The following is a 20643-nucleotide window of genomic DNA, read 5'->3' on the forward strand; positions in this document are numbered from 1 at the left end:
GATACAGGCTATAATACAGGACGCAATTTCACATATAATAATGAGGGGAAAGAAGAAGTTTTCTTCTCCTCTAAAACTAGAGACGGAGTGGAAGGGGGCTGACGCCTGTGGGACCGCGCGGGCTGGCGAGACAAACGTGCCGCGCTCTTTGGCACGTTGGCCGGGCACCCGCCCTATACCCGGGCAGCTGAAAACGCGACGTCCTGTCGCATCAGCTGCATGACTCGCATCCTGCGAGCCCCAAGCAGCCCCCTGCAACGCAGTCGAAAAGCGGAAGCTTTTCCAATCACTTCTTTTCCAATCACTTCTTTTTCATTACTTCGCCCTTTACTAATTTGAAATTCACCACAATCCTATGCCATTCGTCTCAAAGCCACCAAATATTGAAAATTGTGGCAGGGAATTCGTTTCAAAGCGTATGGTTTTTTGGTAAAGTAAAACTAAGCAGAACGCCATTTGCCTGAAAGGACTTAGACGCATGATATCTGATTTTAAATTTTGGCATTTCTTCCTGAACCAAGGCCAACTCATACATAATTTGCGACACACCGAAATGAGGCAAATCAATAAGCGGCTGGCCGTTATTCTTGTGCTCGGCCTGATCGTGTTTGCCTTGCCGGAAATATGGGGCATGAACACGGGATCCTTGACGCCGCTCCTTGCGGCAGGCATGTTTGACGGCTATACACTCGCGCGTTGGACTTCGCTTGTCGGCACCTTGCTGTGGGGCGGCCTGTATTTAAGCTTCCATCTCTACATCGCCGCATATCTGTACGGCCGGATCATCGGCATCCCGTGGAAAGCGATGATCGTCATGCAAGCTTACGTAACGGCATTGTTGGTGCTGGAAAAAGGCTTGATTTTCGGCATATTCGCCTGGAACGGCTACACGATGGCTTTTTCGCCGTTTTCATTAGGGCCGATCGCCGCGACATTTTTGGAAAACAGCTACTTGATTTATTTCTTTAACCAATTGACTTTATTCACATCATTGATCATCGCGATTCAATACCGTTTCATCAAAAGTTTTTCGCGTGTCTCGCCCAAAATCATCCTGCTTTCGCTGATCGTTATCCATGTGATTTCGGCATTGTTCGTTGCGTTGTTCAGCCAGATTCCGGTCAACGAAATGATCCGTGACTTTATGCAAGGGGGGCCGATCCTATGAACCGCTTTTTCTTTATCGGCTTATCCATTGCCATCGTTGCCTTTTTGACCTCGAACTTCCTGTTGCTGTTCGGTGAGAAGAGCATCATTTCAAAAGAACTGTATGTCAGCGAATATGAACAGGCGTACACCCATACATACACCGAAACTTTGCCGAAAGAAGCATTGACCGCGCCGCAGGATACGATGGAAATCTACGTCCAGGACCATGAAGCGCTTGAGCAATGGCTCGTCAAAGAAGGCGATGCCGTAACGGCAGGCGCTGAACTGGCGCGTTTGAACGAAAGCGAATCGGAAGACCAGCGCGCCATTTGGCAGTCGGAACAAAGTGCGCTTCAAACAGAACGCAGTGAAGTCCAGTCCACGTTGCAGGAGTTGACGCAAGCGCGCGCATCACAAGACAGCAGTGTATCCGAAGACTCCAATAACAGCTCCAGCTATCCAGGACTTGGAGAAGATATGGAACAGGAACTGCGCATGGACGTCAACGTCTCGGTCGGCGTGGAAGTGCCGGAAGACGGCTCGTATGCTTCCGGCATCGCGCAAGCCCAGCAACGTCTGGCAGCCATCGATTCTGAACTGGCGGTCGTGGAAGCACAGCTCGCGCAAAGCCAGGAAAATCCGGCGCTCATCAGCCCGGTCGAAGGAACGGTCGCAAGCATCAACCGCGACACCGCTCCGCTCAGCATCGAGATTTACAATAATGAACGCGAATTCGTTACGTATCTATTGGAAGACGAATGGCACGAAGTCGAACAAGCAGACCGCGTATTCATCCAGGCGCCGGGCATTGAAGGCGCGATTCCTGGAACGGTCCGCAGCGTTTCTGAAATTCCGGCAGAAAAATCCAAGTGGTTCGAAGCATACCGGGATCTCGGCCGCATCGAACAGAACAACCCAATCGCCTTTTACGAAGTGCGCATTGCGCCTGAAACGCCGTTGCAGGACACGATGCCTTATGGCAGCAACGTCAATGCTGAAATCACCTTGGATGAAGCGCAAGACGCAATCGCTTTGCGCGACGCTTGGGTTTATGACGATGATGACACGACGGGCACTGCCTATACTTTGAATATTGACGGCCGCCCGAATGCTGTCCCTGTCGAAATCGCCTTCACCCAACAAGGCCGTGTCGTTCTCGCAAGCGGCCTGGAGGCAGGGGACATCACCATCAATGAAGAAAAGCTTCACGACTATCCGGGAAGGCCGAAGCTCTTCATGCCGTTCCCTAGCCGTACTCCAGACTTTAATTACGCGAAGAATACGGACTGGCGTGCCTATGTCGAATATCTATTGGCACGCTGAGTAAAACCTCCGGGAATTTCCGGAGGTTTTTTTTGGAATCAAACACTGACCCCCCAAGCATTCACTATGTCCCTGGACGCACCGAAACTGCCCCTTAATTTACAAACGCCATTGGTGTACGATAGACACAACACATTACAGCCATTGATCGGAGTGGGATATCCATGAAAGAAACAGACTGGCGCTTCCGCGTCGCGCATCGGGAAGCCTGGATCGGCCTTGGCCTTGCGCTCTTCAATTTCATCTGGTGGTTCGCTTTCGCCTACGGGCTCGGCAATCGCCCGGTCACAGAATACACATACATACTCGGATTGCCCGATTGGTTTTTCTATAGCTGCATCGTCGGTTTCCTGGTCATGGTTGTGCTCGTCACGGTCGTCGTCAAATTTTTCTTCGTCGATGTGCCATTTGATGAACAACAGGAGGACAGCCGATGAACTATTCAGTCCTCATTCCCATGATCGCATTTTTGATCATCATTTTTTTCATCGGCTATTGGTCAAGCAAGAAGCTGGCCGGCTCTTCGAACTTTATCAGCGATTATTTTCTGGGGGGGCGTGAGCTTGGCGGTTTTGTCCTGGCGATGACCATGGTCGCGACATACGGCAGCGCCTCCAGTTTTCTCGGAGGGCCCGGGACAGCGTATACGATGGGCTTCGGCTGGGTGTTGCTTGCGATGACACAAGTGGTCACCGGTTATTTCGTCTTGATGATTCTCGGGAAGAAATATGCCATCATGGCGCGGCGCTATAACGCGGTGACGATGATCGATTTTCTGAAAGCCCGCTACAATAGCACAGCCGTTGTCCTTTTGTCCGCGCTTAGCATCATCATCTTCCTGTTTTCCGCAATGGCGGCCCAGTGGATCGGCGGCGCGCGGCTCATCGAGTCCTTGACCGGGCTCAGCTATCAATCGGCGCTGTTCCTGTTTGCCATAAGCGTACTCGTCTATGTGACGATCGGCGGTTTCCGCGCTGTCGCTTTGACCGATGCGGTCCAGGGGGCGGTCATGCTCATCGGCACACTCGTCCTGCTCATTGCCGTCATCATTTCGGGCGGCGGAATCTCGAACATTATGCAGGATCTCATCAATGAAAACCCGAATTTGGTCACGCCGTACGGAGCGGAAGGCAATCTCAGCGCCGCTTACGTATCGTCGTTCTGGATTCTGGTCGGTGTCGGCGTCGTCGGTTTGCCGCAAATCGCGGTACGTGCGATGTCCTATAAGAATGCACGCTCGATGCACCGTGCGCTTATCATCGGAACGGTGGTCACAGGCTTCATCATGCTCAATATGCATTTGATCGGCGTGTTCGCGCGCCCAATCCTTCCAGGAATCGAAGTCGGCGACAAAGTCATCCCGCTCATCGCACTGGAAACCTTGCCGCCTTGGGTGGCGGGAATTGTCCTGGCAGCTCCGATGGCGGCGATCATGTCGACGGTCGATTCACTTTTGCTCCTTGTCAGTTCATCGATTGTCAAAGATGTCTATTTGAATTACGTGAAACCGGATGCCAGCCTCAAAACGGTCAAGCGCATGTCATTCGGTGTTACCGGAATTCTCGGCATCATCGTCTTCTTGCTGGCGCTCGACCCGCCCGAATTGCTGATTTTCCTGAATTTATTCGCGTTCGGCGGCCTGGAAGCGGCGTTTATCTGGCCCATCGTCCTCGGGCTTTACTGGAAATGGGGCAATAAATACGGGGCGGTCGCGAGCATGGCGACAGGGATCGCGAGCTATATCGCACTTCATTTCTACAACATCGAAAACGGCAATTTATTTGGCGTCCATACGGTTACTTTGCCGGTCGTCCTGTCGCTCATCGCCTATATCGCCTTCAGCTTGCTGATCAAAAGAAAGGCGTATGATTATCACGCCGTTCTATACAGAAACGAAAAACAAGCGTAAAATAAAGGGTTATATCTGGAATAAGGGAAAGAAGGGCTGCACTTTTGACTCCATGGAAAGTTTACGGCATCTTAACATCGGTCATGGTCGTTTGGGGATTCAACCTCGCGGCGGTCAAGTATTTATTGGAATTTGTCGATCCGGTCACGCTGACGGCGTTTCGGATCTTGCTTGCGGGCGTCACGGTATTAATCATTTTGGCATCGCTCGGCATGATGCGCTGGCCAAAGCGCAGCGATTGGAAATACATATTGCTCGGGGCTTTGCTGAATGTAGTGGCGCATCATTATTTCCTGTCACAAGGCTTGGCGATCACTTCTGGGACGAACGCCGGGTTGATTCTCGGGACCGGGCCGATGCTGACGGCGGTTCTCGTCTCGCTGATCATGCGCAATGTACCGTCTAGGCTGCAATGGCTCGGGGTATTCATCGGTTTTGCCGGCGTCGCCACCACGGTAATGGTCGGAGGCGACTCGGCGGCTGGCATGAGCATCGGGGATGTGTTGGTTTTCATCTCCATTCTGGCACAAGTCTTCAGTTATATCGTCATAGCAAATGCGGCGCGTTCACTCGATCCGCGCCTGCTGACCGGGTATATGCTCGTGACGGGGGCGACCGTGTTATTCATCATCGCGCTCATCCAGGAACCGGGAGAAATCGCAGCATTTCGGGATGTTCCGTCATCGTTCTGGCTCGCCTTCTTCTTTTCGGGCATGCTCGGGACAGCGGTGGGGCATATGCTTTACAATTACTCGATCGGCCAAGCGGGACCGACGAAAGCGGCAATTTTCATGAATTTGAATACGCTGTTTTCGCTCGTGGCAGCAAGCCTCATTCTCGGTGAAACGATTACGCCGGGTCATTTGGTCGGCCTGGTGCTCATTGTCATCGGCGTGATCTTCGGATCAGGGGCAGCGGAGGATTTGCTCCGGAAACGCAAGAAACGGCTCCCCGTATGAGCCGTTTTTTTCTATAGTGGAATAGCGAAAGGAGAATATATGATGACAGGTTTATGGGGTACACCCGAACAATTGCGCCAGTTGACGGAACAATTGGTCGGCTGGGAATCACAAGGGCTGACAGAAGGGGAAGTGAAGTTCCCTGAACGATTAAAAGCCAAGTTAATGGAAATGGCATATTTCCGCAATCACCCGGAACTTGTGTCATTGGGAGAAGTCAATTGGGAGCGGCGTTATTTGACGGCTTTGTACAAGCATGAACAAGCCTCTCGAACCGTTGTGCTGCTCAGCCATTTCGATACGGTGGCCGTGCATGAATACGGGGATTTGGCGCCGCTCGCCTATCAACCGGCGGAACTGGAGAAGGCTTTCCAAAATATCAAAAGCGAATTCAAGCCGGAGGTGCAGGCCGATCTTGCGTCGGGCGACTATTTATTCGGCCGCGGCATCATGGACATGAAGTCGGGGCTGGCGATCCATATGGCGCTGATCGAACGGGCAAGTCTTGAAGATTGGCCGATCAACATCCTGTTGATGTCAGTGCCGGACGAGGAAATCAACTCGGCAGGCATGCGCTACGGCGTATCGAAGCTGCTCGATCTCGAACGCCAATACGGCTTGGAGTATGTATTGTTTTTGAACGGCGAGCCGGTATTCGCAAAATCGCCAGGCGATGAATCACACTACATCTACACCGGGTCGATCGGGAAAATCATGCCAAGCGCCTTGTTCTACGGAAAGGAAACGCATGCAGGCGAGCCGCTTGCCGGCATGACCTCAAGCTACCTCTCCACGTATTTGACGCGGAAAATGGAATGGAATCCGGCATTTTCCGAGACCGTTCACGGAGAAGAGACACCGCTTCCGGTAACCCTGACGCAAGGGGATATGAAAGCGGAATACTCGGTCCAGACGCCTTATCGCACCAAAGCGCTCTACAACGTCTTCACCATGGATAGAAATGCAGAAGACATCATGGATATTTTTGAGGGCTTGGCGAAGGAGTCCGCTGCGGAATGCATGAAAGATTACCATGCATTGTGCGAAAATGTCGGCATGGCACCGCGGTTTGATGAGATCCGCGTCATCCGTTACGAAGAATTGGTGGAATACGCCAAAAAGAAATTCGGGATCGATTATATCAATCAATTGATTCGCGACACCTTGATGGACCCGGAACGCGACGTCCGCGATAAATCATTCCATATTGCGGACATCCTGCTGCTCAATTGCCAGGAGTTGACGCCGGGCATCGTCTTGTTATTTGCGCCGCCTTATTACCCGGCGGTCAATTCAAGCGAAGACCCGTTCATCGAAGAGTGTGTGGCACACGTCACGCAAAATGCCTTCGACCGTTTCGGTTTGGAGCTCGAGCAAGTCCATTTCTTCAACGGCATTTCTGATCTCAGCTATGTCAATTACCAGGACACCTCGAGCGGCTGGGTCAGCTACGAGGACAACACGCCGGTTTACGGCGATCCCTACAGCATACCGTTCCAAGCCATGCAGCAGCTCCAGGCGCCTGTTTTGAACATCGGTCCCTTTGGCAAAGATCCGCATAAACGCACCGAACGGCTCCATATCAAAAATGCATTCGAGGAAATTCCGGAAATCATCGCAAGCTTGATTTTGCACATCGCAAAACAAGCGGATTAGTATTGTGAAATGAAATCGCTTCTCACAATCCGGTTTGTTTTGGATGGAGAAGAAAGGTACAATTCAACAAGATGAAAAATGTAAAGGAGCGGATCTTTTATGGAATTCAAGCAACAGGCCGAAACTTATTTTGATCATTTCCATGCGCATCCAGAAGTCAGCTTCAAGGAAGTCGAGACGACGAAGAAGCTCGCGCAAATCATGGAAGAGCTCGGGGTGAAGTACCGGACATTCGATGATGTCACGGGCTTGTTCGCAGAGATCGGCAAAGGGGAAGAAGTGATCGCCGTCCGTGCGGATATCGATGCCTTATGGCAGGAAGTGAACGGCAAAGTACAAGCCAATCATTCCTGCGGCCACGATGCCAATATGTCAATGGTGCTCGGAGCGCTCCTGCGCTTGAAAGACGAATCCTTGAATAAGCGCATCCGCTTTATTTTCCAGCCGGCCGAGGAGCAGGGCAACGGGTCGCTTGCAATGATTGAACGTGGTGCGTTAGAAGGCGTGACGCATCTGTTCGGTGTCCATTTGCGCCCACAAGAAGAGCTGCCGTTCGGCAAGGTGACGCCGGCGCTTCATCACGGGTCAGGCATTTTCCTGAAAGGCAAGATCACAGGGGAAGATGCGCACGGTGCGCGGCCGCATCAAGGGAAAAATGCCATCGATGTCATCGCGGCGATCCATCAATTCGTGAAAACGATTTATTTCTCGCCATTCGAATCCTATTCGGCTAAACTGACGAATATCCAGACCGGCGGGGAAAGCTTGAACATCATTCCGGGAAGCGCCACATTCGCGCTGGATGTACGCTCACAGTCCAATGCCTTGATGGACACGATGAAAGTTCGCCTCGAAGAAGGCTTGCGGGCGATCGCCGCGCTTCACGGCGTCAAAATCGACTTGAAATGGGACGATTACACGCCGGCTGCTGAAGTATCGGACGAGGCGATGGAAATTGCCGCGCGGGCAATCCGCAATGTACTCGGAGAAGAAGCTTTCGCGGATCCGATCCAGACGACCGGTGCGGATGATTTCCATTTCTACACAATCAAGCAGCCGAGCCTGAAAGCGGCGATGGTCGGGATTGGAGCTGACTTAACGCCGGGGCTGCATCATCCGGACATGAAGTTCAACCGGGAAGCGCTCGACATCGGTGCACGCGTGTTGGCGGAAACGCTGCGACTGGCATGAATGCCTTGCCACAGCTGAATCTTTTTGTTTCCATACCCATGTTTAAGGGTATGGAACAATGGTTTATACAATAGAATTTCAAAGGGGTCATCAAGATGGATGCGATTTTTAATGGGTTGACGTGGATCGTCGACGAAGGCAATAACTTACTTTGGACATACATATTGATCGGGCTCCTGCTCGGTTTAGGGCTTTACTTCACCATCCGCACACGCTTTGTGCAAGTGCGTTTATTTGGTGAAATGTTCCGTGTCATCGCGGAAAAGAAAGACGGCACAGGCGGGGTCTCGGCGTTCCAGGCATTCACGATCTCGACCGCATCACGCGTCGGGACCGGAAATATTACCGGCGTTGCCTTGGCGATTGCCATCGGCGGGCCGGGCGCCGTGTTCTGGATGTGGGTCGTTGCCCTCATCGGGATGGCGACGGCATTCATCGAAAGCACGCTCGCCCAAGTCTACAAAATCAAAGACGGTGAGCAATTCCGAGGCGGGCCGGCGTATTACATGGAGAAAGCGCTCGGCACACGGAAACTTGGGATCATTTTCGCCATTCTCCTAACACTCGCATTCGGCTTCATCTTCAACTCGGTGCAATCAAACACGATTGCCCAATCGGTCGGCGATGTTTTTAATATCCCGAACTGGGTCGTTGGCGCAAGCTTGGTCGTATTGGCAGCAATCGTCATCTTCGGCGGCGTTCGCCGCATTGCACACGTGACGCAAGTGGTCGTGCCGGTCATGGCGACTGCCTATTTACTCGTCGTGCTGTACATATCCATTTTGAACTTTACCGAAATCCCGGCGGTCTTCACCCTGATCATCCAAAATGCATTTGGGCTTGAGGAAGTTGTCGGCGGCGGTATTGGCGCAGCTATCATGCAAGGGATACGCCGGGGCTTGTTCTCGAACGAAGCCGGCATGGGTTCTGTTCCGAACGCTGCCGCTTCTGCGAACGTATCGCATCCCGCAAAGCAAGGGCTTGTCCAAAGCCTTGGGGTGTTTTTTGACACCATCATCATCTGTTCGGCGACTGCGTTCGTCATCATTCTGGCGGACTTGTACCGCACAAGCGAACAGGAAGGGATCCTTCTGACACAGGCATCGCTCGATATGCACGTTGGCGCATGGGCACCGTATTTCCTGGCAGTGGCGATCACATTCTTCGCTTTCAGTTCGATCGTCGGGAACTATTATTACGGCGAAACGAATATCGAGTTCATCAATGCCCACAGCATGTGGCTGACGGCTTACCGTTTCGGCGTGCTTGCAATGGTCATGTTCGGTTCGATCGCGCAAGTCCAGCTCGTCTGGAACATGGCTGATTTGTTCATGGGCATGATGGCGGTCATCAACCTGGTCGTCATCGCATTGCTCGGGAAGATTGCCTTCCGCGTCCTCGACGATTATATGGGGCAAAGGAAAGCCGGCAAGAATCCCGTGTTCTATGCGAAAAATTTACCTGGCCTGAAAAACACGGAATGCTGGGGAGAAGAAGCACATCGTCACGACGAATAACTTCTAGCCTCTTCCGCATCAGCGGAAGAGGTTTTTCTTTGGGAACCCCGCCGGGCTGCCTTGCGTCCTGTAACGAAACCGTAATGAAAAATACACCAAAACGATTTCTGCCTAAGGCCATGCTATGGTAGAATGAACTATTGATAATATGTGAGTTGAACAAAAAATGAATCAGTCAAAGAGAGCGATGCAATCGTTACAGGCAGACGCTTTCCGCGGGCATGGCTTGAGCCTCCTCGGTCGCTGCGCTTCCTGTGGGGTCTCAAGACTCATGTCGCTCCGTCGCGATGCTCCGTCACTGCTCCCGCAGGAAGCGAATCGTGCTTGACACGATTCGTTTGCGACGCAGTAGCGCAGCGATGTGGGAGCACATCTTTGCCCTTCGCTGCCTTGCACTCTTAATATCTGGATTATATCAATAGATATGGAGCAAAATAGCGCAGACTCCTTGGGGAGCAGAAACGGAGGGGGCTTTCCAACTCCGTTTCGACGAAGTGCTGAAATCCATTCGGGCAGTAAGCCCGAATTAGTTCAGCGTAAGCCCCCAGGAAGCGAATTAGTGAAGCGTAGCTAAATTAATTCGTTTGCGATGCTCGAACAGCGTGAGAGTTGAGCAAAGCTTTTCAGCTGTTTTGCGGAATATCGTATGCAATGAAGTCTTAAAGACAACGTATTAGTTCAACTTATTTAGCAAAACTATTGAACCAAATCTCTGCTTGCAAAGCAGGAGATAAAAAATTACTGGCGATTGAGGAGAATTAACGAAATGGAAAAAATCTGTGTAGTTGGATTAGGATATATCGGCTTGCCGACAGCGGTCATGTTCGCAAACCATGGTTATGAGGTTCATGGCGTGGACGTCAATCAAAGAGCGGTGGACATGCTGTCTAGCGGCCAAATCCACATTGAAGAACCGTTTCTTCAAGATTATTTGAACAAAGCATTGGAAAAAGGCACTTTCTCGGTTTCGACAAAACCTGCAGAAGCAGACATGTTTATCATCGCCGTGCCGTCTCCGATTGCGGAAGACAAAACTGCCAACATGGACTACATCCGTGCAGCGACAGAATCGATCGTGCCATTCCTGAAAAAGGGCGATTTGGTCGTCTTGGAATCGACCGTACCACCGCGTACTGTACTTGATGTCATGATGCCGATCCTCGTGAAAAGCAATTTGGAAATCGGGACAGAACTGTTTGTTTCGCATTCCCCGGAGCGCGTCATTCCAGGGAAAGTCTTCGAAGAACTCGTGAAAAATGACCGCATCATCGGCGGCATCAACGAGGAATCTTCAAAGCGCACGCAAGTTTATTACGAATCATTCGTTAAAGGCGAATTCATTTTGACAGATGCAACCACTGCTGAAATGGTCAAAGTCATGGAAAACACATACCGCGACGTCAACATCGCATTCGCCAATGAAATCGCGAAAATCTCCGATAACGTCGGTGTCGATGCTTGGGAAGCCATCCGTCTCGCCAACCACCACCCGCGGGTCAATATCCACTTGCCAGGGCCAGGTGTTGGCGGGCATTGCATCGCAGTCGATCCATGGTTCTTGGTTGAAAAAGAGAAGGATCTTTCGCAGATCATCCACCTGTCGCGCAATACGAACGACGGCATGCCGCAGTACACGGCAGACAAAATCGACGACATCCTGAAAGACGTGGCCGATGCGAAAGTCGCTGTCTTCGGTTTGGCCTTTAAAGGCAATATCGACGATATCCGCGAGAGCCCGTCGATGGAAGTGCTGGAGCGCTTGAAAGCGAAAAACCTGCGCATTTCTTCCTTTGACCCGCATGTCAAAGAAAACAAAGCGCCGTTCCAGACGCAATCCTACGATGAAGCGGTCGAAGGCGCAGACTTGATCGTCATCTTGACCGACCATAAAGCATTCAAGGAATACAATCCGAAAAACCTTGGCGGTACGATGCGCCATAAAGCTATTTTCGACACGAAAAATGCCATCAGCCGTGAAGCCTACGAAGAGGCTGGATTCACGGTTTACCGTCTCGGCGACGGCAAAGGCAATCCCAAGAAATAAAATAAACGGCCGCATTTTCAAGCTATTGGAAATGCGGTTTTGCATGGAGGCACGAACTACATGAAAGAAGAAATCTTAGGCGTCACGGTCAATAAAGAGACCGAACAGCAATTGCTGGATAAAATCCAAACCGATATCGAAGTGGGACGTAAATCGCGCATCGTCGCCATCAATCCTGAAAAAGTGATGATGGCTTCAAAAGACCCTGCGCTCCGGACCTTGTTGAATGAATCGACCTACCAGATTCCGGACGGAGTCGGCATTAAAATCGCATCCCGCATGCGCGGCGGCGAAATCCGTGAACGGGTCACGGGAATCGGCATGATGGATGCGCTGCTTCAGCTCGCGAATAAACACGGCCACCGCATTTTCATGTACGGGGCGAAAAAAGCGACGGTGGAACTGGCGGCCCAAAACATCCAAGCGAAATACCCGAATCTCATCGTTGCCGGGACGCTCGACGGCTATGAAAAAGATCCCGAAAGAATCATCCAGGCCATCAATGAAGCAAAACCCCAGATCTTATTTGTCGCGCTCGGCAGCCCGAAACAGGAACTGTTCATCCGCGAAAACATGGAGCGGTTGGACGTCAACATCTTCCAGGGTGTCGGCGGCAGTTTCGACGTCTACAGCGGCAATGTCAAACGTGCGCCAAAATTGTTCTTGAACACCGGGACCGAATGGCTCTACCGTCTTGCCAGCCAGCCTTCGCGCATCAAACGCCAAATGGCGCTTCCGCAATTTCTCATCAAAGCCGTGCGCGATAAGGGCGGAAAACAATGATGAAAGTACTTCATGTGATCAGCGGGGGAGAGACGGGCGGCTCGAAAAAGCATCTATTGCAGCTATTGACCAACTCTCCCGTAGAAGCAGAGTTGCTGTTGTTGACAGAAGGCGCGTTTGCGGAAGATGCGAGAAAAGCCGGGATTCCAGTGACGGTCGTCCAACAAAACAGCCGTCTCGACCGGTCGGCTCCCAGAAAAATTTTGATGGTCTTGAAAAAGGGCGGATTCACTATCGTTCATTCCCACGGGGCACGTGCCAATTTTCTGATCGATTCGGTCTACAAAAAACTGGGGATGCCGTGGTTCATCACGGTTCACAGCGATCCGACACTCGATTTTCTCCATCAGCCGAAGCCGCTTGCCAAAGTATTCACCATTTTGAACCAGCGGGCGATGCGCCGTGCGGACCATTTGTTTGCCGTCTCGGAGAATTTCAAGGATATGCTCGTCAAAATGGGTGTCGAACGGAAGAAAATCACCCCGGTGTTCAACGGCATCAATTTCCATGACACCTTGCCGGACTTCGATAAGCACGCCATCCGCCAGTCACTTGATACTGGAGAAGATGAATTCGTCTTTGCAATTGTCGCCCGGCTCCATCCTGTCAAAGGGCATGATATCTTGCTTGACGCTTTCGCCCAGATTGACCGGCCTTGTAAACTTTGGGTCATTGGTGAAGGCAGCCTGCGCGAAAAATTAACAGAACAGGCAGCGGCACTCGGCGTCTCGGAGCGAGTTCAATTTTTGGGAGCGCGGAATGACGTGGATCAATTATTGTATGCAGCGGATGTGTCGTTACTGACTTCGCATAGCGAAAGCTTTCCACTCGTGCTGTTGGAATCCGCGGATATGGCAACGCCAGTAATCGCGACCAATGTCGGCGGCGTGCCAGCGCTTGTTGATCCCGGGAAAACCGGATGGATCGTTGAACCGGGGCGTTCTGATGCACTCAAACACGTCATGGAAAAAGCGCTCGATGCGGATACCCAAGAGATGGGAAGCATGCTTCGCATCTTTGCAAAAGAAAATTTTTCCAATGAAAAGCTGCAACGGGAGATCCAACGAGTTTATCGAGCAGTTTTGAAGTTAAACTAGGTAATTACTCCTGTTTATTTTAAAATGTTAATATTATGAAATATACCGTTCAGCCTATACAGGACGCGGTTTCTAGAGCCCTTTGAGCACTGTCTCAAAGGGTTTTTTGTCGTGGCTGTAATATAAATGTAATATTCATCTCATAAATTCAGTGATAAACTCTGAATTATTCAGAACAAATAATTGCCTAATAAATACAGAAAAACAGACTATAGAACTCAGGGGGAAGAAGAAGCATATGAAAATGACAAAATGGTTTGGAACAATGATCGCCGCAACTGCTTTATCAGTGACTGCTTTCGCTTCCAGTTCAGAAGCAAGCGTCTTTGAAAAATTCGACCGCATCTCCGGATCAGATCGTTATGAAACGGCGATCCAGGTATCGCGTGAAGGCTGGAAGGCCAATAGTACCGATAACGTCGTGCTTGTCATTGCAGATAATTATCCGGATGCTCTGGCAGGCGCACCGCTTGCCAAAAAGTTAAACGCGCCGATCCTGTTGGTGAAAAAAGATGCGGTACCGGCATCGATCATGTCCGAAATTGGCCGTCTCGGGGCTAAGAACGCAACCATCCTCGGCGGTGAAATTGCGATTTCCGACAAAGTGGTCCAGCAATTGAAGTCAAAAGGCATTAATGTTGATCGAATTGCGGGAAGCAGCAGATCAGAAACATCGGCCTTGATTGCTAAAGAAGTCGGGGGGACTTCTGCTATCGTGGCGAGCGGGTCAGGCTATGCCGATTCTTTGTCTATTGCTTCTCATGCTGCAGAAACAGGAAAGCCGATTCTTCTTACGTCCGGAAAAGAATTATCTAAAGAAGTTGAGCAGGCATTGAAAAATTATAAAGATGTAACCGTCGTAGGCGGAGAAGTCGCTGTCAGTTCAGCGGTCTACAACAAAATTGGCCAATCAGCCAAAGTGCAGCGTATTTCAGGGAAAGACCGATACGCTACGGCGGCAGCGGTCGTTGCGAAACTGTATCCAAAAACCATTGACGATTCCCTCGTAGCTTCTGGCCAACAATTTGCCGATGCGCTCACAGGTTCTGCGCTTGGCGGGAAACAGAGCAAGCCTATTTTACTTGTCAAACAGTCAGCGTTGCCTTCGCAAACAAAAGATATCATCAATAATAAAAACGTGAAGAAACTGACAGTCATTGGCGGGGAAGTGGCGGTTTCAAAAGAAGCATTGAACCCGAATCCAAAGCCGGCCCCGATACCGGTCGTCAAACCATCAGTGGATATCCGTTCCAATATTATCGATGAAGCGAAAAAACATATCGGCACACCGTATCGCTGGGGCGGCACAACGACTGCAGGGTTCGATTGCTCCGGTTACTTGATGTATGTCTTCAATAAAAACGGAATCTCGATCCCGAGAACGACTGCTTTAATGGCTCAGTCGGGCAAACCGGTGAGCTATTCGAATGTCAAAGTCGGCGATATCGTACTATTGGATTTGGCGAGAAGTACACCAACGCATCCGACACACGCCGGAATTTACATCGGTGATGGAAAAATCATCCATGCCGGCACTAGCACAGGCGTCACGATCACGCCACTTGCTACATCTTGGGGCCATTGGGACAAGAAAATCGTCACAATCCGCTCCTATACAGATTAAAGAAATGGCTTCGGCCATTTTTTTTTCGCGTGTGGACAAAGAATCGAGGAATACTCAACAACAATGAAGTTCGCAGGTGGTATTATTTACAAATATTTAGAAAATTTATGTACCTTTTAATAAAATTCTAGAATATACTGTTAAAAAAGAGAGAGTTCATCTAAAAAATCATCATTAGGGGGAAAAGCATTGAGAATGTTACTGAAGGGGTTGGCCATGCTTTTGTTCATCGGCGTTCTGGCAGGAGGGGCGGCAAACGTCTCGGCAGCTGACGATTTTACAGTCAAAGTCCGCTTGACGAATAGTTTGGGGACAAACAGCAGCTACGATTTCGTTCCACGAGGCAGTTCACAATTAAAAGAAGACAAAACCGTGAAGTTAACGGCAGGAACCCGTTACCAGGTGCAAGTGTCGTCCGGTAAATTGGTGTTGAAAAAAGGCAGCCAAACCTTGAAAAGCGGCTTGAATACGGTGACGATCGAACCGTCCGTCTATTCTAAGGCCAACAACATCCATCTATACAAGCCTGGATCGCAGGCCATCCATCCGTATCTCGGGACGATCCTATTCCGCATGTCCGGTACAACGAAAATCCAACCGGTTAACTCCTTGCCATTTGAAGATTACCTCAAAGGCGTCGTGCCATCGGAAAGCCCGGCCAGCTGGGGGGCAAACAGGGGCATGGAATCACTGAAAGCCCAAGCCATTGTCGCCCGTTCCTATATCTTCTCTAAAATGAGCCAAAGTACATTGGAAATAGACGATACAACGACTTTCCAAGTATATAAAGGCTTTATGTGGGATTCACTATCCCCGCATTACAATCCGGTTTACGAGTACACAAACCGCGCAGTCGATGAAACAGAAGGACAAATTCTCACTTATAAAAAGGCGGACGGCCAAAAAGGGTTTGTCACCGCATATTTCTCATCAAGCAATGGAGGGCAGACAGAGCTTCCTGAACAACATTGGTCGAGCAAATTGCCATATCTCTCTACTACGCAAAAAGATGAATTCGATCCCAAAACGCCATGGAAACTCAACTGGCTTAAGCAGCAGCTGCCGGCAACGGCCGATTTGATGGCTCCGGCCATTTGGTGGAATACGACAGGTGAATTGAACCTGAATGGCTCACTTGTCGGTGAACCAAGCAAAGCAGCGTTCACCAATTTCAAGAAAGACTTGTTGAATAAAGCAAAAGCCCAGGATTCGACTGTCGAATCGATCAAAATTGCTTCGATCAATAAAATCCAGACCGAAGACTTCGCGAACACCGGAAAAGTCCAATCCATCACACTTGAAATGGATTATTATATCCGCAACAGCAAAAACGGGGCATTGAGCTTCGACATGGCAGCCGGCGCAGCCTCCAAGACATTGGCCGGCAAAAGCCGCTATGACACAGCTATTGAAATTGCAAAAGAATTATTAGGTACTGAAAAAGCGCCTGCTATTGTATTGGGCCGTGGGGATGTGCCTGCAGATGCATTGGCCGGTACGGTTCTGGCGCATAAATACGGTGCGCCGATACTGCTGACCAAGAGCAACGCTTTGCCACCATCTGTAGAGGAATTTTTGGAAAAACAAACCGTCCAAGGGGCGACTATCTACCTGTTGGGAGGCACTTTGGCTATTTCGGAAAATGTGGAAGAAGCTTTGGTTGATAAAGGCTTTAACATTAAGCGATTGGCAGGCAAAAGCCGGACCGATACGTCATTGCTGATTGCACAAGAAATCGGCCAGACGCAAACCGTGCTGATGGCTACAGGAAATGATAATTCATCTGATGCATTATCGGCTTCGGCTTATGCGGCTGTACACCAGCTGCCGATCCTGATTCATACAGGCAAGAATCTTTCGGATAATACCGCCTCATTCATGGAACGCGGGGCGACCGAGAAAGCGCTGATCATCGGGGGAAACGAAGCGATTCCTGAAAATATGGCAGGCGCTTTGGGGGCGCTCAATATCCACAGTGACCGGATCAGCGGGAAAACACGCGTGGAAACCAGCCTCGAAATCAACCGCCTATTGCCAATGAACGGCAAAAACCTTGTGGTTGGCAATGCCCATTCGTTTGTCGATGCGCTCGCAGGATCTGTGTTAGCCGCGAAAACGAATTCACCAATCCTTATGCTGCACCCAGATCCAAAACGCTTGCCGGCTGAACATATGGCGCGGATCAGCAAACTGACAAAAGACCAGGCTTATTATCTCGGGGGCGAGTCGGTCATTCCAAGCGCCTTGAAAACGGCAAGCAACGAATACATCGGCTCCTCTTTGAAAAAGCATCAGGCCATCGTCACATACACTGCCGGCAAGACACCGAGCATGACCACTTTCCGCACATTGATGGGCGCAGCGAACTTGAAGAGCGTCGACTTTGACATCGTGGATGAATCAGACCGTTTTGTCATGGATGGCACAGGCTTCGGCCATGGCATTGGCATGAGCCAGTGGGGATCCTATTACCGCTCGCAAGCTGGCCACAGCGCCGAGCAAATCTTGAATTTCTATTACCAGAACGTCTCGATCGAACACACATCCCAATTTGTGAAATAATCTCCTTCGCACAAATAGATTCTGGGATAAACAAAAGCCGTCCTTTATAGGGCGGCTTTTTCTTTGGAATAAAAAAGAAGTGGAGACAAGCTTCTGCATTTCGACTGCGGTGCTGCTTGGGGCTCACAGGATGCAGGTCATGCAGCTGATGCGACAGGACGTCGCGCTTTCAGCTGCCCGGGTATGAGGCGGGTGTTGAGCCAAGGTAGCAAAAAGCGCGCCACCTTTGTCTCGCCAGCCCGCGCGGTCCCACAGGTGTCAGCCCTCTTCCACTCCATCGCTAGTTTTAGGGTGGGAGAAAATTTCTTCTGCCCACTTAGTTTTTTTACGTGAAAGTGTGTCATGCATATTAGCCTGAGTCAGATTAATCGCAAGAATGTGCTAATTAATTTTACCCTTCTACAATATTTAGAAGTGATCCCCTAGGTACCAGACGCCGCATCCCGGGAAGCGATTCCCCCACTAGCCGGCAACGTATCTAGAAGCAGAACTGCTTAAACACTCTTCACACAATGAAATCTTCAAGCCGGCCGGCGTCAAGGGTGAGCCGACGCAGTAAGACAGGTGCTCTTCCTGGCTTGCTGCGGGAGGCCAACCCAAAGCAAGGCGGCGAAACTTAACATGAAGAACCAATAGAACATCGCAACAATTCCACAACCAAACCCTCGCTATCTCATCCACATAAGTCCCGGGAAGCGATTCCCCCACTAGCCGGCATTCAATAAAGAATTCAGCCCTCGCCTTCCCATATTAATTTCATGTAAAATCAACATATCTAAAAAAACTAGCGATCCCATGCCCCTCAAGGAGCGGGAGGGAATGGGGGAACCTTTCCCAGTGGTCTGACGTCTTTACCTAATATTAGCTCTATTGTAATAATTGTAATAAAAATGCTATGATGGATTTATTGATTATGAGGTGTTTATTATGAAAAAGACAAAAAAACTTAATTCCCCGTTGCTTGTATTAGTGATTCTATCCGTCATTCTGCTCATCAAGCTGGGGGTATTCCGTACCCTGGTCTATGGTGAAGTCTCCTGGCTGCGCTTGGTGGCCATCGATTTTCCGGTATTTATGCTCTTGCCGGTGCTATTGTTTGTCGTGCTGCGGCGGGTCAGTCCGCTTGTGGCGTTAGTCTATAATTTGTTTGTGTCGGCGCTTCTTGTGTCGATCGTCTGGTATGAGCGCTATTTCCAGACCGTGCCAAGCTATTTTGACTTGCAGCAAGGCGATCAAGCCGGGTCGGTCATGGAAACGGTCAGCTTACTGTATGCGCCGCTCGACTTCCTGTTCTTTGCAGATGTCATCGTATACATAGCTTTGTTCATTGTGTATTGGAACCGGCCGCTGGCAATGAAAAACCGCAAGAAAATCAGTGTAGCTGCTTTTGTGCTATTGGTGCTGAGCGTGGTGACGACAGTGGTGGCGCTCCAAAAGCCGATTTTGGATATGACTTTATTCGCCAAGGAACAAGGCTTTGTCCAGACGCAGTTGGTTCAAGCGGCACAGCAAAACAGTGCCTCGGCCCAAATGCATCTGTTATCGGACGAAGAATTGGCCAAGCTGAAAGGTAACGAATTTGTGCCTTATACCGAACACGATCGCTTCGGCGTTGCTGAAGATCGCCATTTATTCGTCATCCAAGTGGAATCTTTGCAGAACTTCGCCATTAACCAAACGATCAATGGCCAGGAATTGACGCCGAACCTCAATGAATTGCTGGGGGACAGCCTGTATTTCGACCGCATGTTCCAACAGATCGGCGCAGGAAATACGTCCGATGCCGAGTGGCTTTTGCATATGTCGCTATTGCCGAGAGGCTTGGATCCGACAGTCAATTACTTGAACGGCAGCCCGTTGCCATCGCTTGTCAACATGCTTAATGACCGTGATTATTACACGACAACTTACCATGCGGACAAGCTGGAATATTGGAATCGCGCGGAATTATATCCATCGCTTGGATTTGATCATGCGTATACGAGTGATGAAATCCCGAATGAAGACATGATTGGCTTATGGCCATCTGACCGGACAATGTTTGAGTTTGCAGAAGATGAAGTACGCGAACAGATTGCATCTGGCCAAAAAATCTATGCTAACTTGATGACGGTCACGAGCCATACGCCATTTGAAGTACGTGAACAAGACAAGTATTTGGAGTTGCCGGAAGAATACGTGGACACTTACACAGGCAATTACTTGCAATCCATTCGCTACGCAGATGAAGCGGTGGGGGAGTTTATCGATTTCCTGAAAACAGAAGGCATTTACGAAGAATCGCTGATCGTTGTTAACGGCGACCATTCAGGACTTCACGGCCGGCCGATGACAAAAACGGATAATGAACTAATGGCCGACTTGCTCGGACATACTTACTCCTTGAAAGATCGGTTCCTTTTGCCATTCATCGTTGCTGCGCCAGGAATATTCGAATCGGAAGTGAATTCGAATTTCGGCGGGCAAGTGGACATGATGCCGACCATCATGAATTTGATGGGATTCGAACCTCAATCTCCATTGGTCGGGCACAATATGCTGCAGTATGAGAATAACTTGCTCGCAGTGCGTTATTATTTGCCGGGGGGTTCTTATATCACGGGCGATCATATGTATTTGGGGCAAAATGCCAGATATCCGGAACGTTATTACGACTTCGATACGATGGAGCGGATCGAACCGGAAGCAGAAATCATTGAACAGCAACAAGAAAATGCCTTGAAAATCTTAAATCATTCCGATGCCTTGCTGAGTAATTTCCTAGACGAAGGCGAAGAGGAAGTGGAAACCGTGGAAGAGAGTTAACTCTTCTCCGGTTTTTTTAATTCA

The 20643-nt window shown here is 50.1% G+C and carries 14 protein-coding genes; all 14 read left to right on the forward strand.

What is annotated here, in order from left to right; translation table 11 throughout:
* Positions 1 to 553 precede the first annotated feature (553 nt).
* Complete coding sequence (locus tag AB9R92_RS12740; protein ID WP_370669797.1) at positions 554 to 1168, forward strand: hypothetical protein; 615 nt, start codon at positions 554 to 556, stop codon at positions 1166 to 1168.
* On the forward strand, positions 1165 to 2472 hold the full coding sequence (locus AB9R92_RS12745; RefSeq protein WP_370669798.1) for an efflux RND transporter periplasmic adaptor subunit: 1308 nt from the start codon (positions 1165 to 1167) through the stop codon (positions 2470 to 2472). The genes AB9R92_RS12740 and AB9R92_RS12745 overlap by 4 nt, the downstream gene beginning before the upstream one ends.
* A 164-nt stretch (positions 2473 to 2636) precedes the next feature.
* A complete protein-coding gene (locus AB9R92_RS12750; RefSeq protein WP_370669799.1) occupies positions 2637 to 2909 on the forward strand; it encodes a YhdT family protein in 273 nt (90 codons plus the stop codon).
* The gene (gene panF / locus AB9R92_RS12755; protein ID WP_370669800.1) at positions 2906 to 4381 is read left to right on the forward strand and encodes a sodium/pantothenate symporter; all 1476 of its coding nucleotides are present in this window, start codon (positions 2906 to 2908) and stop codon (positions 4379 to 4381) included. The genes AB9R92_RS12750 and panF overlap by 4 nt, the downstream gene beginning before the upstream one ends.
* Positions 4382 to 4425: 44 nt before the next feature.
* Complete coding sequence (locus AB9R92_RS12760) at positions 4426 to 5340, forward strand: DMT family transporter (protein ID WP_370669801.1); 915 nt, start codon at positions 4426 to 4428, stop codon at positions 5338 to 5340.
* Between the two features lie 42 nt (positions 5341 to 5382).
* On the forward strand, positions 5383 to 6996 hold the full coding sequence (locus AB9R92_RS12765) for a M20/M25/M40 family metallo-hydrolase (RefSeq protein ID WP_370669802.1): 1614 nt from the start codon (positions 5383 to 5385) through the stop codon (positions 6994 to 6996).
* A 99-nt stretch (positions 6997 to 7095) separates the two neighbouring features.
* On the forward strand, positions 7096 to 8187 hold the full coding sequence (locus tag AB9R92_RS12770; RefSeq protein ID WP_370669803.1) for an amidohydrolase: 1092 nt from the start codon (positions 7096 to 7098) through the stop codon (positions 8185 to 8187).
* Positions 8188 to 8282: 95 nt separating this feature from the next.
* Positions 8283 to 9704, forward strand: coding sequence for an alanine/glycine:cation symporter family protein (locus AB9R92_RS12775; protein ID WP_370669804.1), 1422 nt, complete (start codon positions 8283 to 8285; stop codon positions 9702 to 9704).
* 766 nt (positions 9705 to 10470) lie between these two features.
* Positions 10471 to 11748, forward strand: a complete 1278-nt coding sequence (locus AB9R92_RS12780) for a nucleotide sugar dehydrogenase (protein ID WP_370669805.1) — start codon at positions 10471 to 10473, stop codon at positions 11746 to 11748.
* 60 nt (positions 11749 to 11808) lie between these two features.
* Complete coding sequence (locus tag AB9R92_RS12785) at positions 11809 to 12531, forward strand: WecB/TagA/CpsF family glycosyltransferase (protein ID WP_370669806.1); 723 nt, start codon at positions 11809 to 11811, stop codon at positions 12529 to 12531.
* Positions 12528 to 13628: a glycosyltransferase gene (locus AB9R92_RS12790; RefSeq protein WP_370669807.1), complete on the forward strand. Its 1101-nt coding sequence runs from the start codon at positions 12528 to 12530 to the stop codon at positions 13626 to 13628. Before AB9R92_RS12785 ends, AB9R92_RS12790 begins: the two co-directional genes overlap by 4 nt.
* 244 nt (positions 13629 to 13872) lie before the next feature.
* On the forward strand, positions 13873 to 15252 hold the full coding sequence (locus AB9R92_RS12795) for a cell wall-binding repeat-containing protein (RefSeq protein WP_370669808.1): 1380 nt from the start codon (positions 13873 to 13875) through the stop codon (positions 15250 to 15252).
* A 195-nt stretch (positions 15253 to 15447) separates the two neighbouring features.
* A complete protein-coding gene (locus AB9R92_RS12800; RefSeq protein WP_370670110.1) occupies positions 15448 to 17814 on the forward strand; it encodes a SpoIID/LytB domain-containing protein in 2367 nt (788 codons plus the stop codon).
* Between the two features lie 927 nt (positions 17815 to 18741).
* Positions 18742 to 20619 (forward strand): LTA synthase family protein, encoded by a 1878-nt coding sequence (locus tag AB9R92_RS12805; protein WP_370669809.1) that lies wholly within the window; start codon positions 18742 to 18744, stop codon positions 20617 to 20619.
* Positions 20620 to 20643: the final 24 nt, after the last annotated feature.

Source organism: Planococcus sp. SSTMD024 (genome assembly GCF_041320495.1).
Lineage (GTDB): Bacteria > Bacillota > Bacilli > Bacillales_A > Planococcaceae > Planococcus.

Bases quoted from the DNA above. Each gene is read 5' to 3' on its own strand.
- AB9R92_RS12740 (WP_370669797.1), top strand. From the start codon at position 554: ATGAGGCAAATCAATAAGCGGCTGGCCGTTATTCTTGTGCTCGGCCTG.
- AB9R92_RS12745 (WP_370669798.1), top strand. From the start codon at position 1,165: ATGAACCGCTTTTTCTTTATCGGCTTATCCATTGCCATCGTTGCCTTT.
- AB9R92_RS12750 (WP_370669799.1), top strand. From the start codon at position 2,637: ATGAAAGAAACAGACTGGCGCTTCCGCGTCGCGCATCGGGAAGCCTGG.
- panF (WP_370669800.1), top strand. From the start codon at position 2,906: ATGAACTATTCAGTCCTCATTCCCATGATCGCATTTTTGATCATCATT.
- AB9R92_RS12765 (WP_370669802.1), top strand. From the start codon at position 5,383: ATGACAGGTTTATGGGGTACACCCGAACAATTGCGCCAGTTGACGGAA.
- AB9R92_RS12770 (WP_370669803.1), top strand. From the start codon at position 7,096: ATGGAATTCAAGCAACAGGCCGAAACTTATTTTGATCATTTCCATGCG.
- AB9R92_RS12775 (WP_370669804.1), top strand. From the start codon at position 8,283: ATGGATGCGATTTTTAATGGGTTGACGTGGATCGTCGACGAAGGCAAT.
- AB9R92_RS12780 (WP_370669805.1), top strand. From the start codon at position 10,471: ATGGAAAAAATCTGTGTAGTTGGATTAGGATATATCGGCTTGCCGACA.
- AB9R92_RS12785 (WP_370669806.1), top strand. From the start codon at position 11,809: ATGAAAGAAGAAATCTTAGGCGTCACGGTCAATAAAGAGACCGAACAG.
- AB9R92_RS12790 (WP_370669807.1), top strand. From the start codon at position 12,528: ATGATGAAAGTACTTCATGTGATCAGCGGGGGAGAGACGGGCGGCTCG.
- AB9R92_RS12795 (WP_370669808.1), top strand. From the start codon at position 13,873: ATGACAAAATGGTTTGGAACAATGATCGCCGCAACTGCTTTATCAGTG.
- AB9R92_RS12800 (WP_370670110.1), top strand. From the start codon at position 15,448: ATGTTACTGAAGGGGTTGGCCATGCTTTTGTTCATCGGCGTTCTGGCA.
- AB9R92_RS12805 (WP_370669809.1), top strand. From the start codon at position 18,742: ATGAAAAAGACAAAAAAACTTAATTCCCCGTTGCTTGTATTAGTGATT.